This is a genomic window from Rhodococcus quanlei (assembly GCF_055231015.1).
Map to the genome: position 1 here is coordinate 17,195 of NZ_JBUYWD010000013.1, position 15,738 is coordinate 32,932.

The window sequence follows — 15,738 nt, forward strand, 5'->3', positions numbered from 1 at the left end:
CCAGCCACCAAAGGGAGCGCCCGGTGACTCGAGCCGACCTGTCGGTCAACAGTCCTAATCTCCTCACCTCGACCCCGCTCGACGAGGACGAGAACGAACCCCGCGAAGAATGCGGTGTGTTCGGTGTTTGGGCACCGGGGGAGGATGTGGCCAAGCTCACCTATTACGGGCTGTATGCGCTGCAACACCGCGGACAGGAGGCGGCGGGCATTGCCGTCGCCGATGGTGCGCAGGTGCTGGTGTTCAAGGATCTCGGCCTGGTCAGTCAGGTTTTCGACGAGCAGACGCTGGCCGCCATGCCCGGTCATGTCGCCGTCGGTCATTGCCGCTACTCCACCACCGGCTCCACCACCTGGGAGAACGCGCAGCCGATCTTCCGCACCACTGCGGTGGGCAGCGGCCTGGCGCTCGGGCACAACGGCAACCTCGTCAACACCGCCGAGCTGGCGGAGCGCGCACGCGAGGCCGGCCTCGTCGACAGCAAGCGGCCCGGCGGAGCCACCTCCGATTCGGACATCGTCGGCGCTCTTCTGGCCCATGCTGCGAGCGACAGCAGCATCGAGCAGGCCGCCATGGAGTTGCTGCCGACACTGCGGGGCGCCTTCTGTCTCACCTTCATGGACGAGAACACGCTGTACGCGGCGCGCGATCCGCATGGGGTGCGCCCGTTGTGTCTCGGCCGCCTCGATCGTGGCTGGGTCGTGGCCAGCGAGACCGCCGCCCTCGACATCGTGGGTGCGTCGTTCGTTCGTGACATCGAGCCCGGCGAGCTGCTCGCCATCGACGCGGACGGTCTGCGGTCGTCCCATTTCGCGAACCCGGAGCCGAAGGGGTGCGTGTTCGAGTACGTTTACCTCGCCCGGCCGGACAGTGTGATCGCGGGTCGGTCTGTCCATTCGACTCGCGTGGAGATCGGCCGCCGGCTTGCCAACGAGCACCCGGCCGAAGGTGATCTGGTGATCCCCGTACCCGAATCGGGTGTGCCCGCCGCGGTGGGTTACGCCCAGGGCTCCGGCATTCCGTACGGCCAGGGTTTGATGAAGAACGCCTACGTGGGCCGTACGTTCATCCAGCCGTCGCAGACCATTCGTCAGCTCGGTATCCGTCTCAAGCTCAATCCGCTCAAGGAAGTCATTCGGGGCAAGCGGCTCGTGGTGGTGGACGATTCCATCGTCCGAGGCAACACCCAGCGGGCACTCATCCGCATGCTGCGTGAGGCCGGCGCGCTCGAGATTCATGTCCGAATCGCATCGCCGCCGGTGAAGTGGCCCTGCTTCTACGGCATCGACTTCGCCTCGCCTGCCGAACTGATCGCCAACGGTGCGAGTGGTAGTACCGGGGGCCCCAGCAGCTTCGACGAGATGCTCGAGGGTGTTCGTCGTTCGATCGGCGCGGACTCGCTCGGCTACATCTCGATCGACGGTATGGTCGCTGCGACCGAGCAGCCGTCGAGCCGTTTGTGTGCGGCATGCTTCGACGGTGAGTACCCCATTGCGTTGCCCGACACGGCGATGGGCAAGAACGTTCTCGAGGGCATGCTCGACACCACAGCTGGCGGCTATGCCACTCGGGCGAACGACAACGCGGATGCGCTGAGCCGACCATAGTCACGGCCGAGTTCGACGGAGACTGCAGTTGGGCAGACATACTCCGGTACCGTAAGAGCGCGATCGGCACGGTCGATCGCGCCACAGACTTTCTTTCGACGAGCAACACAAGGCTGGAGTAACAACCGCATGACCGAGGATCCGACACGTCGCCCTGGCGCTTCGTACGCTGCCGCTGGAGTGGATATCGAAGCCGGCGATCGGGCGGTGGAACTCTTCGCGCCACTCGCGAAGAGGGCCAGTCGTCCCGAGGTGATGGGTGGACTCGGCGGGTTCGCCGGGCTGTTCTCCCTCAAAGGTGACTACAAGGAACCGTTGCTCGCCGCCTCCACGGATGGAGTGGGCACCAAGCTTGCCGTTGCGCAGGCACTCGACAAGCACGACACGGTCGGGCTCGACCTGGTCGCAATGGTCGTCGACGATCTCGTGGTGTGCGGTGCCGAGCCGCTGTTCCTGCAGGATTACATTGCCGTGGGGCGCGTCGTACCCGAGCGTGTCGCGGAGCTCGTCGGAGGTATCGCCGAAGGCTGCATTCAGGCAGGCTGTGCGCTGCTCGGCGGCGAGACCGCGGAGCATCCAGGCGTGATGGCAGACGGTGACTACGATCTCTCCGCAACCGGCGTGGGCGTTGTCGAAGCCGATCAGGTGCTCGGCCCGGACCGGGTGCGTCCCGGCGACGTCGTCATCGGTATGGGCTCGTCCGGACTCCACTCCAATGGCTACTCCCTTGCGCGCAAGGTGCTTCTGGACATCGACCGCATGAGCCTCACCGCCCACGTCGACGAGTTCGGCCGCAGCCTGGGCGAGGAGATGCTCGAGCCGACCAGGATCTATGCCAAGGACTGCCTGGCACTCGCCGCCGAAACCGACGTTCGCACCTTCTGCCACGTCACCGGCGGCGGCCTCGCCAACAACCTCGGCCGCGTCATGCCCAAGGGACTCGTGGCGGAACTCGATCGCGGAACCTGGAGCCCGGCGCCCATCTTCGCGATGATCGCCCAGCGTGGTCGCGTGGAGCGCGCCGAGATGGAACAGACGTTCAACATGGGTGTCGGCATGGTGGCCATAGTGGCCCCCGAGGACGTGGATCGTGCTCTGGCCGTACTCACCGCCCGGCACATCGACTGCTGGACGCTCGGCAGCGTCAAGAAGTCGTCGGACGCCGAAAGCGCACGGGCCGTGCTCGCAGGAGATCACCCGCGCTTCTGAGCGCATGAACGGCAGCACGGAGGCCCACAAAAGGCCAGCAATGCAGAAATGAGGGGGAGCCGGAATCCGGCTCCCCCTCACTTCTTGTGCTTCACGACTCGGCGTTCACCCGGTCGGGTGCGACGCTGCCCGACCGGACATGCGGCGCGACGGCCGCATAGTCGGTGACGACTCAGCGTCGCCGCATAGTCGGTGACGACTCAGCGTCGCCGCATAGTCGGTGACGACTCAGCGTCGCCAGTCGTCGTCGTCATCCTCTCGGGAGTAGCCGTCCCTGTCGTTGGACGACCCACCTGCGAGTTCTCGTTGCAGGCTGTCGAAGTCCGTGGTCGGTACGCTGTACTTCAGCTCGCGTGCAACCTTGGTCTGCTTTGCCTTAGCCCGGCCGCGGCCCATGGCTGACCCCCTCGCGCTTTCGCGGGGCGGCCTGGGGAATTTGGCGGCCCCGTTGTGTGTGTAAGTTTCCTGCCACACACTCTAGCGTGGAAAAGGCTCTTCCGCTTCCATCAGGCCTCTATGGCCGTGTCTGATTTGTCTCACAGGGGCTGCGAACTGGCACGATGCGGAGAATACGGCTCAGAATATCCCCGGAATCGCCCGGACGGTGCCCACCCGGGCGCCGCCGCCGAGCACGGGGAGGCTGGCAAGGGACGCCAGATCTTCCGTCCACTCTGCTCCCAGGTGGTGGCAGAGTGCCGCAGCGATCGGCAGCAGCGCGCGTTCGTGACCGTCGTCGATCTTCACTGCGAACGCGGACCCGTCGGCGAGTGCGCCGGCATAGACGCCGTCGGCCCCCGACTTGCAGAGCAACCCGCGGACCGCGGGCATGAGCCGTGACTCGCTGCGACCCGTGCCGGAGACGAGGTACGGGTGTTCGCGCATCGCGTCGGCGACGGTCCGCTCGGGGGTACCCGCTTCAGCTGTGACGAGCGAGGCATAGATTTGAGCAAGGTGTGTCAGCGACAGTGGCACGATGGGCTGGCCGCAGCCGTCGATTCCGAGTTCGGGCTCGGCTTCCCCGCTGACCGCGGCAACGGTGGCGACGATCGCTTCTTGCAGCGGATGCGCGGGCTCGAGGTAACTGTCGAGAGGCCAGTCGTTGACGGCGCAGACGGCGAGCATCGCAGCGTGCCCGCCGGAACACGGCATGTAGAGGGGACGTGGCAATTCGCCGGAGGCGAGGAGTTCGGCCCGCGCGAAGTCGTCGAGGGGGTGTTCGTCCGGGCAGCGGAGCTGCGTCTCGGTGAGCCCGTACCGGGCGAGTAGTCCTTCGACGAGTTCGAGGTGGTCGGCTTCGCCGGAATGGGACGACGTGACGATGGCGAGTTCCGCGGTGCTTGTCGGCACGTACCCGTTGCTCAGCAGTGCGACGGCCTGCAGGGGCTTGTTCGTGGAGCGTGGATAGATCGGTGTGTGCGTTTCGCCGAGTTGAAGGATCGCCTCGCCATCGGGGCGTGTCCCGGCCACCGAACCGCGATGCACACACTCGCGAAACCCGGATCGGACGACTTCGATCAGCTCGACGCTCAATACATCACCCGTACTTTCAGTCCGGCCATTCGTTTCCGTGCCTTCTCGGCGACGGATGGCGACAGATCTTTCTGTTCGGCCAGCATGTCGGCGAACCGTTCGGGGTCTCGACCGGTGAACAGGTCGCGCACGGTGACGCCGTGATCGGGGACGAACACACGCGAAACGGTGTCGCCGGCGCGGACGGGGCCCGGCGCGACGACGCTCAGATAGGCGCCGGTGTCGCCACGCTCGGAGAATCGGGCCACCCACCGCGGCTCCTGGGCCCACACCCCGAAGGTGCCGCAGGGGGTCCGCGGGCCGGTCACCTCGAGTTCGGTGGTGTCGTCCCCGGAACCGACATCGACTGCCGAACCGATGCGCCACCGCTCACCGATGACCGCGTCGGTGATCGGCATCCCGCTGATGCGAAGGTTCTCGCCGAACCAACCGAACGGCAGACTCCGGTCGAGTTCGTGCTCCCAGCGAGCGGCTTCGGCGGCGTCGTACGCGTAGACAGCCTTGAAACGCCCGCCGTGATGCTCGGTGTCACAGACGTAATCGCCCGCCAGTCCGGCACGGTCCACGTGTACCGGCCCGGCGACCGGACGTTTGTCGATGGCAGTGCGGGTGACGCGGCGGGTGCCGCTGTCGCGTTCGGTGTGCAGGACGCATACTGCCTCCACGACTCCCGGAGCCTGGGGTGTGCTCATCGGCCGCGCAACTTCTCGACAGCGGCGCGGCCCGCTTGCACTCGGTCGTCGGTTTCGTCGGTGTCGGCGTCGATGGATGCGGCGCACGGCCCGGCGACCAACTCCGCGTCGGCGGGGACGGCTCGTTTGACGAGTGCGAGCGCGATGGGACCGAGCTCGTGGTGGTCGATGATGGTGCCGATACGGCCCACCGCGCGGCCGCCGGCGGTGACCGGCTCGCCGATCTCGGGTCGGCCGCCCGCGCTGCCGTCGAGGTGGAGCATCACCAGGCGGCGGGGCGGCTTCCCGAGATTGTGGACGCGGGCCACGGTTTCCTGCCCGCGGTAACACCCCTTCTCCAGATGCACGGCGCCTTGCTGTTCGGGGCCACCGATCCAACGGACCTCGTGCGGGATGGTGCGCTCGTCCGTGTCGAGTCCGATCCGCGCCCGGACCGAGGCGACCCGCAGCGCTTCGTACGTCCAGGTGCCCGCCGGTGCGGCGCCGGCGCCGGTCATCTTCTTCCACCACTCGGCCAGTCGTGCCCGGGGAACGAGCAGGTCGTAGGTATCGGATGTCGGCCACGGCATGCGCCGGACGAATCCTCCGCCGGGTACGGGCGTCGCCGCGTAGACATCGGTGGGCGGCGTGATTCCGATCTTCTCGAAGACCGTCGGCGCCTCGGGACCGAGGACGCTCAGCACAGCCATGTCGTTGCCGTCTCGGGGCCCGGCCTTCGACCAGAACACCATCTTGGTGAGAAAGGACAGCAGATCGGGCCCGCGGCCGGCCTCCGTGTCGATCCAGGTGACATCGTCGAAGTCGGTCTGCACGAAATGGTGCTCGACCCGTCCGTTGATGTCGAGGCTGAGATTCTCCGCGCTGGAGCGGTCGGGGAGGCTTGCCACGTGTTGACTGGAGATGGTGTGAAGCCACGTCAGCCGCTCAGGGCCGTCGATGGAGATCACGAAACGGTGAGACCGGTCGATCACCACGCACCCACGCTCTGCCGACCGCTGTTCACCGAGCGGATCGCCGTGATGCCACGCGACGCCTGTGTCCGGTGAACCTTCCGGGGGCGGCACCGCGCCGGGCATGGAGAGAAGTGCACTGGCAGCTACGGGAGCGTTGTCGACCACGCCTCCAGTCTAGGGATCGCCCCGCCGGGCGCCAGGGCCCACGGCCGATATGTCAGGTGCGCGCTACCGCACACGGCCGATATGCCCGACCGGGGATTCCGGCCGATGCGCTTACGTGGGCGTTCCGGCCGATACTCTGATCGGTATGTCCGATCGAGTGTTGGTGACGCTGGACCGCAAGATCCGTGATGCGGACGAGCCGCTTCTGTACGCCGACGACTTGGCAGTCGTGCGTGGTGACGGCGTGTTCGAGACGTTGCTCGTCCACCAGGCCCGCGCGTGCAAGGTCGAGCCGCACTTGTCGCGACTGTTGTCCTCGGCGCGGGCGCTCGGTCTGCCCGACCCCGACCCCGTGCAATGGCGTGGCGCGATCGACGTTGCCGCGCAGCAATGGGGCTCGGCTCGTGAAGGTGTGATGCGGCTCGTGCTCACGCGTGGCCGCGAGAGCGGGGGAGCGCCCACGGCGTTCGTGATGGTCGGACCCGTCTCGGAGGCCGTGACGAAGGCTCGGCGCGACGGAGTGGCTGCTTTGACGCTGGATCGGGGGTTCTCGGTCGACTTTTCGGCGAACGCGCCGTGGCAACTGCTCGGCGCGAAGACTCTGTCGTATGCGACGAACATGGCGGCCTTGCGGTACGCGGCGCACTACGGCGCCGATGATGTGATCTTCCTCAGTAGTGAGGGTTATGTGTTGGAAGGGCCACGTTCTTCGGTGGTGATTGCGCGTGACAAGACGTTCATCACCCCGCCGCCCGAGCAAGGAATTCTTCCGGGCACGACGCAGGGGGCGCTGTTCTCGGTGGCACGCAGCAGAGGGTATCGGTGTGAGTACGCTTCGTTGCGGCCTGCTGATCTCATTGTGTCCCAGGGTGTTTGGCTAGTATCTAGTGTCACCAAGGCGGCTCGTGTGCACACTTTGGACGGGATGCAGTTGCCGCCCGCGCCTCGCGGGGACGAGTTCTTCGACATGGTGAGCATTGCTATCGAAACCGCCGGTATGGACTCCGCTCAGGCTTGACAGGTCTACTACGGTTCGTAGTAGAAAACGGCTGCGGGCCACCGAAGGTCCGCAGTATTTTGTGATGCAGGGTTCGGGCGCAAGCCCATGCCTCGGACCCGAAGCCTGTCCTAGGGCCCAGCCTTGGAGTAGCCGTGGATGCGTTGGACATCGCCCGGTGGCAATTCGGTATCACCACCGTCTACCACTTCATTCTCGTTCCGCTGACCATCGGACTCGCGCCGATGATCGCCGTGATGCAGACGATGTGGGTGATCACCAAGAAGGACCACTGGTATCGGCTCACCAAGTTTTTCGGCAAGCTCTTCCTCATCAACTTCGCGCTCGGTGTCGCGACGGGAATCGTGCAGGAGTTCCAGTTCGGTATGAACTGGAGCGAGTACTCGAGGTTCGTCGGCGACGTGTTCGGCGCGCCGCTCGCGCTCGAAGGGCTGGTTGCCTTCTTCCTCGAGTCGACGTTCCTGGGCCTGTGGATCTTCGGCTGGGGTCGTCTGCCGAAAATCGTGCACCTGGCCACGATCTGGATGGTAGCCATCGGCGTCAACGCGTCGGCGTATTTCATCATCGCTGCCAACTCGTTCATGCAGCACCCGGTGGGGGCCCGATACAACCCCGAGACCGGCCGCGCCGAATTGACCAGCATCTGGGAGTTGCTTACCAACAACACCGCCATGGCGGCCTTCCCGCACGTGGTTGCCGGTGCCTTCTTGACGGCTGGAACCTTCGTCGCCGGGGTTGCCGGCTGGTGGATGGTGCGCAACATGCGCCGTGCGCGTGCAGAGGCTCTTGAGCCCGGTGGAGCAGAAGCTGCCGAGAAGATGCAGCACGAGGCACGGACCATGTTCCGTCCCGCGGCACGGTTCGCCATGGCGGTGATGATCATCTCCGGTGTCGGCCTGATCGTCACCGGTGACATCCAGGGCAAGCTGATGTTCGAGCAGCAGCCGATGAAGATGGCCTCCGCCGAATCACTGTGCCACTCCGAAACCGACCCGAAGTTCTCGATTCTCACTGTCGGGACTCACAACAACTGCGACGGTGTCACCCACGTTCTCGAGGTTCCGTTCGTCCTCTCGTACCTGGCCGAGGGGAAGTTCACCGGTGTTCACCTGCAGGGTGTCGAAGATCTGCAGGCGCAGTACGAGGAGCAGTTCGGCCCGGGAAACTACCGGCCCAACCTCTTCGTCACCTACTGGGCGTTCCGCGCGATGATCGGTCTCGCCGCAGGATCCGCTCTGCTCGCGGTCGTCGGGTTGTGGGTTACCCGACGCGGCCGGGTTCCGGACCAGAAATGGTTCGGATGGTTGAGTATTGCTGCGATTCCCACGCCGTTCCTTGCCAACAGTGCAGGCTGGATCTTCACGGAGATGGGCCGACAACCGTGGGTGGTGCATCCCAACCCGACCGGCGTGGACCAGATTCGGTTGACCGTCGAGCAAGGCGTGTCGGATCACTCTGCGGGGACGGTGTTGGTCTCGTTGATCACACTCACCTTCGTGTACGCGGCCCTGGCGGTCGTATGGTTCGCGCTCATTCGGCGATACACGATCGAAGGACCGCTCGAACACGACGCGCACCCACCGGGTGAGGACGATCACGACGAGCCGGACGATCCGGACAAGCCCCAACAACTCTCGTTCGCGTACTAGGAGACGGTCATGGGACTTCAAGAAGTGTGGTTCATCCTGATCGCGGTGCTGTTCACCGGCTACTTCGTGCTCGAGGGATTCGATTTCGGTGTCGGCATGCTGATGCCGGTGCTCGGCCGCCGCAAGGACCCGCAGGGCGATACCCGACGACGCGTGGTGCTCAATACGATCGGCCCGGTCTGGGACGGCAACGAGGTGTGGCTCATCACGGGTGCCGGCGCACTGTTCGCCGCCTTCCCTGAGTGGTACGCGACGCTGTTCTCGGGGTTCTATGCGCCGCTCCTGCTCATTCTGGTCGCCCTGATCGTGCGGGTGTGCGCCATCGAATATCGCGGCAAGATGGACGAGGACGTCTGGCGTCGCCGTTGCGACTGGGGAATCATCTTCGGCTCGTGGGTTCCGGCTGCCCTGTGGGGATTCGTGTTCGCGAACATTCTGCGCGGCGTGGACATCGACGAGGACAAGCAGATGACGTCGAGCCTCGTCGATCTCCTCAACCCGTACGCACTGCTGGGCGCGGTGACGACTGCCCTCGTGTTCGCGTTGCACGGTGCGGTCTTTCTCGCTCTCAAGACCGGTAAAGACGTCCGCGCAGACGCCGTGAGGCTGGCGGCACAACTGTCGATTCCGACGCTGCTGGTGGCCGGTGCATTCGTGGTGTGGACGCAACTCGCCTACGGAAAGAGCTGGACCTGGATCCTGGTTGCGCTCGCTGCGGGCGCACTCCTCGGCGTGGTCGCACTGACTCGGGCCGAGCGCGAGGGCTGGGCGTTCGCACTCACCACCGTGACAGTTGCCGCCACCACCGTGCTGCTCTTCGCGTCGCTCTTCCCGCAGGTCATGCCGTCCACCCTCGACCCGGCATTCGATCTCACCATCGAGAACGCGTCCTCGAGCCCGTACACGCTGAAGGTGATGACGTGGGCGGCAGCCTTCCTCACCCCAATCGTGATGATCTACCAGGGCTGGACGTACTGGGTATTCCGGCAACGGATTTCGGCCGATCAGATCCCGCCGTCGATCGGGCTGAAGTTCGAGCGTAAATGACTGTGATCACGACGGAGGAGAAGCGCCCGCGCGGACCCGTCGATCCGAGGCTGTGGCGCTACTCCGCATCGGCGCGCCGCTACCTGGTCGTGACCGTGGTTCTGTCGACCCTGGACGTGATCATGGTGATCGCGACGGCGCTTGTGATCGGACGCGTGCTCGCGGGCGCCATCACCGCGGGGGAGACGGACTGGAACCGTTGGAACACCGAACTCTGGGTGCTCGCCGGTGCGGTGTGTGCCCGCGTCGTTCTCTCGTGGGCGACCACCCGATACGCGGACCGTGCCGCCCATCGGGTGGTCGCCGAACTCAAGGACGAGGTTCTTGTCGCCGCAACGCGCATGCGGCCACGGGATCTCGACGCTCGGCGCGACGAGATCGCCACCGTTGTGACGAGGGGAACAGACGGTCTGATCCCGTATCTCACCGGATATCTGCCTGCTCTGATCCTCGTCGGAACCCTCACGCCCGCAACGCTGTCCGTCATCTGGTGGCAAGACGTGACCTCCGCGATCATCGTGGTGATCACGTTGCCCCTCATCCCTGTCTTCATGATTCTCATCGGATTGCTCACCAAGGGGAAATCACGCCGGACGCTCGACGCGATGACCGCGCTGTCCTCGCAACTTCTCGACCTCCTGGCGGGGCTTCCGACGCTCCGGGCCCTCGGGCGCGAACAGGGGCCGGCCGGTCGCATACGTGAACTCGGTGACGCTCACCGGAGAACCACGATGTCGGCACTGAAGATTGCGTTCCTGTCGTCGATGGTGCTGGAGTTGCTGGCCACCCTGAGTGTGGCCCTCATAGCGGTCAGCATCGGCTTGCGTTTGGTGTACGGCGAGATGGCGCTCGAGGCCGGCATCGTCGCTCTGATCCTCGCGCCGGAGGTGTATCTACCGCTCCGCATGGTGGGTACCAAGTTCCACGCAGCGGAGGACGGTATGGCCGCGGCCGAACGAGCCTTCGCGGTGATCGACGCCCATCCGGAAGCGGAGCCGTCCACCGCACACGGCACGGTTGCCGTGCCCACGGAAGTTGGGCGCATCGCACTGCAGGGAATAGGTGTGCGTTCGCGGAGCGGCCGTGCCCCGCACCGCCTGGACGCTGAATTCGAACCCGGACGGATCACCGCCCTCACGGGCCCGAACGGCTCGGGCAAGTCCACTGCCCTCCAAGTTCTGCTCGCCCTCACCGAACCCGATCGGGGGTCCGTCACGGTCGACGGGGTGGCACTGACCTCCCTCGACCGGGAGCAGTGGTGGTCGCGGGTGGCGTGGCTGCCGCAACACCCGGTTCTGTTGCCCGGAACGGTGGACGAGAACCTCCACCTGACCGGTGAGGTGCACGAGCTCGGTTCGGCGGCCCGGGCAACCGGATTCGACGAAGTGCTCGCGGAGCTTCCCGAAGGCACGAACACCGTCATCGGAGCCGGTGGTGTGGGGTTGTCGCTCGGTCAACGCCAGCGCCTGGCGTTGACCCGGATCCTGGCCACGTCGCGGCCCGTCGTACTGCTGGACGAGCCGACCGCCCACCTCGACGATGTCACCGAACAGACGGTGCTGAATTCGATACGGGCGCTTGCCGACCGTGGTCACAGCGTGGTGCTGGTGGCGCACCGTCCGTCCGTCGTCGCGATCGCGGACACCGTGGTGGAGGTGCGCTCAGATGACGAGTGATCCGCTGCTGCGGGCGATGCGCCTATTGGAACTGTCGCCGCGCCGGGTGCTGATGGCAGTGGGCGCCGGGGTGGTCACGCTCGGCAGTGCGTTGGCGCTCGCCGTACTGTCCGCGTGGCTGATCACGCGGGCCTGGCAGATGCCGCCAGTTCTCGATCTCACCGTCGCAGTGGTTGCCGTTCGTGCGCTGGGTATCACCCGCGGCTTGTTCCGCTATCTCGAGCGACTGGCCACACACGACACCGCACTTCGCGGCACCACATCGGCCCGGTCCCGTATCTACCGTGTTCTCGCGGACGGCGACCCGGCTGCCGCGTCCGGACTGCGGCGCGGGGATCTTCTGGCTCGGACCGGCGCCGATGTGGACGCGCTGGGCGACGTGGTGGTGCGCGCCCTCGTGCCGATGGCCGTGGCGGTGGTGCTGTCTCTCGCCGCGGTGGGAGTGCTGGCCGTGATCTCACCTGCTGCGGCGCTGGTTCTGGCCGTGGCCTTGGTGGTGTCTGGCGTCGTGGCTCCAGCATTGTCGGCACGCGCCGCACGGCGGGCGGAAAACGACAGCGCCCAGGCCCGCGCCGCGTTCAGTGAGGCAGCGGTGACAGCCCTGGATTGTGCGGCGGAACTGCAAGTCGCGGGGCGTCTGGACGAGGCGACCGAACGGGCACGACGTGCGGAGAGCGATGCTGTGGATGCTCTCGACCGTGCCGCCCCGCGTCACGCGATCGCATCCGCCGCCACTCCGCTGGCGATCGGTGCGAGTGTTCTCGGCTCGTTGCTGATCGGGCTGTTGCTGTACGCACCCGGCACCATGAGCCCGATGGCACTCGGGATTCTCGTGCTGACGCCGCTGTCCGCATTCGAAGCGACGTCGACGCTGCCCGACGCGGCCATCGCCCTGAGCCGCGCCCGGATCGCGGCGCGGCGAATTCTGGTTGTCCTCGACGCCGCGGAAAGCGGTACGCGCCGGGGTGAGGTTCGGTGGGACGGGACGGGATCCCTGCATGCGCGTGAGCTTCGCTGCGGTTGGGAAGGCGGCAAGGTGACCGACCCGATCGACCTCGATCTGGATCCCGGCAGAAGGGTCGCGGTAGTCGGTGCCAGTGGCAGCGGCAAGACGACCTTGCTCATGACCCTGGCGGGCTTGCTGCCTGCGGTCGAGGGAACAGTGCGCGCCGGACGGACCGATATTGCGGATGGCACCGACTTTGTTGATGTTCTTCCCGCGGATCTACGCCGAGCGGTGGGCTTCTTCGCGGAAGACGCCCACCTGTTCGAAACGTCGGTTCTGGAGAATTTGCGGGTGGTCCGTGGTGACGTGACCGAAGCCGAGGCGAGGGAGGTTCTGTCGGCCGCCGGTGCGGGGGAGTGGCTGGCGGAACTGCCCGAGGGCGTGCACACGACGCTCGGCGGCGGTGCGCGGGCGGTGTCCGGAGGCCAGCGTCGAAGGCTACTGCTTGCGCGGACCCTACTGTCCAACGCACCGATCGTGTTGCTCGACGAACCGACCGAACATCTCGACGACGAGGCCGGCGGGCGGCTACTGCGCGATCTCCTCGATCGTGAAAGCGGGCTCATACCGGCCGAGCGCACCGTTGTGGTCGTCACGCATCAGCTTCCCGCAGACACAGCCGCCGACCAGGTGATACGGGTTGATTCCGTGGAGAGAAATAATCCGTTGCTCACCCGGTGAGTGCGGCGTACCTTCTTGGTTACACGAGGAAGGAGGTGGTCTGAAGTTGAAGAACAGACGGACACGTGAGGTGGCTGCCAGCTAGCCGCTACCGCTGACGGAATTCACTGACCGCGCGAGCGGCTGGCGAATCCCAGGCAGCTACCCGGCCCTCGAGTCTCGGCCCTGTCCAGGTCGGTTCCGGTTCGCACCGGAGGACTCGGGGGCCGTTTGCTGTCTACGAGAGGTTCGCTGCAGCCTCAGCCGATGTAGCGGGAGAGGCGCGCAGACAGTCGGGGCACCAGATCGCCGTCGGCGATGATGCGCTCCTCGACGTACGCGAGATCGCCACCCTCGACGATTCCGTACAGGCGCTTCGCGCCGCCCATCAGCGCACCGGATGTGGAACGAATGACCACGTCGGTGGCGAGTTCCCAGGACGACTGGGTCAGTGCCTTGCCGTAGTACAACTCGACGACGCCGGAGCTGTGCGTCAGCAGAAGTTCGACGACCTCTTCGTTGGTGCTGCCGGGGACTCCGTCACCGCTCATGCGCCAGAATCCGGATTCACGCAGGTCCGGGCGAACGTACTCGCCATCTGCGTCGAGAACCCAACTCTGCGATTCCCACGCCAGGTAGGGGCCGCCGTTGTGCGAAACCACGATCTGCTGACCGAAACGGTAATCGTCTCCGGTCTCGGGATCGTGCCCCTCACCTTCACCTCGCCACACGCCTACGAGCGGCAGGACCGCGAGGAGTTCGGGGTTCAGATCCGGACCCAGGCGAAGATTCGCCGTGTCCTCGGGGAGCGGTAGGTCGGGCAGTGCGGGGATGTTGCGACCCGCAGTCGACTTGGAACGCTCGACCGCGTCTGCCACTGCGGCATCGCCGCTGCCACGCCGGATTCCGGGCTGATCGGATGACTGATCGCGCCCCTCGTCGGACGGATTACTCACGATTCGTCGGTGACCAGCCGGTACAGAACGTACGCCGTGAACCACAGAATCAGCAGCGTTGCGAGACCTAGGAGAACCTCGAAGAAGATGACCACGGACCCCATCTTAAACCGTCGTTCTCACATGGACGAAATGACCCCTTTCTCGTAGTGCGCGTTGTACCGTCTCCATTCTGTCTTTCACTTCGTATCCCCTGCTTCGTCTCTATCGGAGGTTCCATGCCCTTTTCTCGTGCCAATTTCGAGCGCGTGTCGAAAGGGGTGATCGCGGTGGGGGTCGTCGCCATGACGTTCCCAGGGCTCGCTCATGCCCAGTCTCCCGGCTTCGGTTCCTCGGGGCCGGCATCCGGTTCTTCCGAAGAGGCTTCGGAACGGGGAGTACACCCTGACAACTACGGAGCCGGCTGCCCGGACACGATGCTCGTTGCCATATCGGGAGGCGGCGATGCCGACGCAGAGCACCCACCCCTACGCGAGGTGGAGGGGTTGTTCTCGAACTGGGTCAGCAAGGTCACCGCCCCCGTTGGGGAGCGTTTCGCTGATCGACCGGGCACGGTCGGCTGGGCGTACGTGCCGTATCCGGCCACCTACGGAGTGGCGCTGTTCGAACCGGTTCCTGCGTATCAGGAGTCGGTGGCTACCGGTGTTGCGGCAATGAACCGGATTCTCGACGACAAGAAGAGGCAGTGCGGTGACGCCACCGAGTTCGTCCTGGTCGGCTACAGCATGGGTGCCGAGGTCACCGAGCGTGTTGCGCGCGACATCGGGCACCGCGATTCGTCGGCGGTGGTCACAGCGGACGACATCGCCGGAGTTGCGCTGTTCGCGGACCCGTACAGGCAGGCAGGGGCTCCGTTCCTCGGGGAACCAGGCCCGTCGGGTGGGGGATTCATGTCCTCCGAGCCTGCCGACTACGGTGCGCTGGCCGACAAGATCACCTACGCCTGCCGTCCCTACGACATCGCCTGCGACGCTCCCGACCAGATCGCCATCCTCGACCTGGCACTGGGCTTTCTCGGGCGCATGCACTTCACCCTCGCCGACCCCGGTCAAACGATCCGGGACTTCCGTGCGGCCGTCGCCGACGTGGCGAGCCGGACCATCGTGCACATTGCAACTCGCGAGGACTGGTTCGAGTCCGACGAATCGTTCCTCGACGTGCTGCGCAAAGTAGTGGACGAGACCTACGACCCGGACGGTCCTGGTAAGAACACCGAGTACACGCCCGAACAGAAGGCCGCGATGCTCGACTGGGCGATGGGTCCGGGTTCGGATGTGGTGAAGGCGAAGCTGAAGGAAGAAGGTGCCGGATTCGTCGAGGACAACCGCGACATCTTCGAGCTGGTCACGAAGCCCTACATTTTTCTCGGGTTCATCCAGCACATGGCTTACTGGAACAACGATCCGAACGATCCGTGGCTCTGGGAGAGCGAGAAGATCGTCGACTGGATCGTGTCCTTGGTGGAGCAGGAAAACGTTTCACTGCCCCAATAGGGGGGCAACGCCCCCTGTGAGTGGTTTGGGGGGGGGGAGACAAGCCCCACCCCAACAACCCCGACGCCCACAACAGG

13 protein-coding genes are annotated in these 15,738 nt (G+C 65.5%); 8 read left to right on the forward strand and 5 right to left on the reverse strand.

Features of this window, described 5'->3' with window-relative positions:
- The first annotated feature begins 23 nt into the window (after nt 1-23).
- Together purF and purM are read left to right on the forward strand one after the other, a co-directional pair.
- On the forward strand, nt 24-1,607 hold the full coding sequence (gene purF, locus ACZI8Q_RS12155) for an amidophosphoribosyltransferase (protein WP_463373794.1): 1,584 nt from the start codon (nt 24-26) through the stop codon (nt 1,605-1,607).
- 129 nt (nt 1,608-1,736) lie between these two features.
- Complete coding sequence (purM, locus tag ACZI8Q_RS12160; protein ID WP_463373795.1) at nt 1,737-2,816, forward strand: phosphoribosylformylglycinamidine cyclo-ligase; 1,080 nt, start codon at nt 1,737-1,739, stop codon at nt 2,814-2,816.
- Between the two features lie 228 nt (nt 2,817-3,044).
- On the opposite strand, the gene ACZI8Q_RS12165 is transcribed toward purM, so the two are convergent.
- The 4 genes from ACZI8Q_RS12165 to ygfZ all read right to left on the reverse strand — a co-directional run bounded on the left by ACZI8Q_RS12165 (nt 3,045) and on the right by ygfZ (nt 6,156).
- On the reverse strand, nt 3,045-3,212 hold the full coding sequence (locus ACZI8Q_RS12165) for a DUF3073 domain-containing protein (RefSeq protein WP_463373796.1): 168 nt from the start codon (nt 3,210-3,212) through the stop codon (nt 3,045-3,047).
- Nucleotides 3,213-3,392: 180 nt separating this feature from the next.
- The gene (locus ACZI8Q_RS12170) at nt 3,393-4,346 is read right to left on the reverse strand and encodes an asparaginase (protein WP_463373797.1); all 954 of its coding nucleotides are present in this window, start codon (nt 4,344-4,346) and stop codon (nt 3,393-3,395) included.
- Nucleotides 4,343-5,038, reverse strand: coding sequence for an MOSC domain-containing protein (locus ACZI8Q_RS12175; RefSeq protein ID WP_463373798.1), 696 nt, complete (start codon nt 5,036-5,038; stop codon nt 4,343-4,345). The genes ACZI8Q_RS12170 and ACZI8Q_RS12175 overlap by 4 nt, the downstream gene beginning before the upstream one ends.
- The gene (gene ygfZ, locus ACZI8Q_RS12180) at nt 5,035-6,156 is read right to left on the reverse strand and encodes a CAF17-like 4Fe-4S cluster assembly/insertion protein YgfZ (RefSeq protein ID WP_463373799.1); all 1,122 of its coding nucleotides are present in this window, start codon (nt 6,154-6,156) and stop codon (nt 5,035-5,037) included. The genes ACZI8Q_RS12175 and ygfZ overlap by 4 nt, the downstream gene beginning before the upstream one ends.
- 145 nt (nt 6,157-6,301) lie before the next feature.
- On the opposite strand from ygfZ, the gene ACZI8Q_RS12185 reads away from it, so the two are divergent.
- The 5 genes from ACZI8Q_RS12185 to cydC all read left to right on the forward strand — a co-directional run bounded on the left by ACZI8Q_RS12185 (nt 6,302) and on the right by cydC (nt 13,233).
- Nucleotides 6,302-7,174: an aminodeoxychorismate lyase gene (locus ACZI8Q_RS12185; RefSeq protein WP_463373800.1), complete on the forward strand. Its 873-nt coding sequence runs from the start codon at nt 6,302-6,304 to the stop codon at nt 7,172-7,174.
- Nucleotides 7,175-7,308: 134 nt separating this feature from the next.
- Nucleotides 7,309-8,823: a cytochrome ubiquinol oxidase subunit I gene (locus ACZI8Q_RS12190; RefSeq protein ID WP_463373801.1), complete on the forward strand. Its 1,515-nt coding sequence runs from the start codon at nt 7,309-7,311 to the stop codon at nt 8,821-8,823.
- 9 nt (nt 8,824-8,832) lie between these two features.
- A complete protein-coding gene (gene cydB, locus ACZI8Q_RS12195; RefSeq protein ID WP_463373802.1) occupies nt 8,833-9,870 on the forward strand; it encodes a cytochrome d ubiquinol oxidase subunit II in 1,038 nt (345 codons plus the stop codon).
- Entirely contained in the window at nt 9,867-11,546 is a 1,680-nt protein-coding gene (cydD, locus tag ACZI8Q_RS12200) for a thiol reductant ABC exporter subunit CydD (protein WP_463373803.1), read from the forward strand. The genes cydB and cydD overlap by 4 nt, the downstream gene beginning before the upstream one ends.
- The gene (gene cydC, locus ACZI8Q_RS12205; protein WP_463373804.1) at nt 11,536-13,233 is read left to right on the forward strand and encodes a thiol reductant ABC exporter subunit CydC; all 1,698 of its coding nucleotides are present in this window, start codon (nt 11,536-11,538) and stop codon (nt 13,231-13,233) included. The genes cydD and cydC overlap by 11 nt, the downstream gene beginning before the upstream one ends.
- 239 nt (nt 13,234-13,472) lie before the next feature.
- Here the strand turns inward: cydC and ACZI8Q_RS12210 are convergent, their stop codons facing one another.
- Nucleotides 13,473-14,117 (reverse strand): heme-binding beta-barrel domain-containing protein, encoded by a 645-nt coding sequence (locus tag ACZI8Q_RS12210; protein WP_463373808.1) that lies wholly within the window; start codon nt 14,115-14,117, stop codon nt 13,473-13,475.
- 269 nt (nt 14,118-14,386) lie between these two features.
- Between ACZI8Q_RS12210 and ACZI8Q_RS12215 the strand changes: the two genes are divergently transcribed.
- On the forward strand, nt 14,387-15,661 hold the full coding sequence (locus tag ACZI8Q_RS12215; RefSeq protein WP_463373805.1) for a cutinase family protein: 1,275 nt from the start codon (nt 14,387-14,389) through the stop codon (nt 15,659-15,661).
- Nucleotides 15,662-15,738 lie beyond the last annotated feature (77 nt).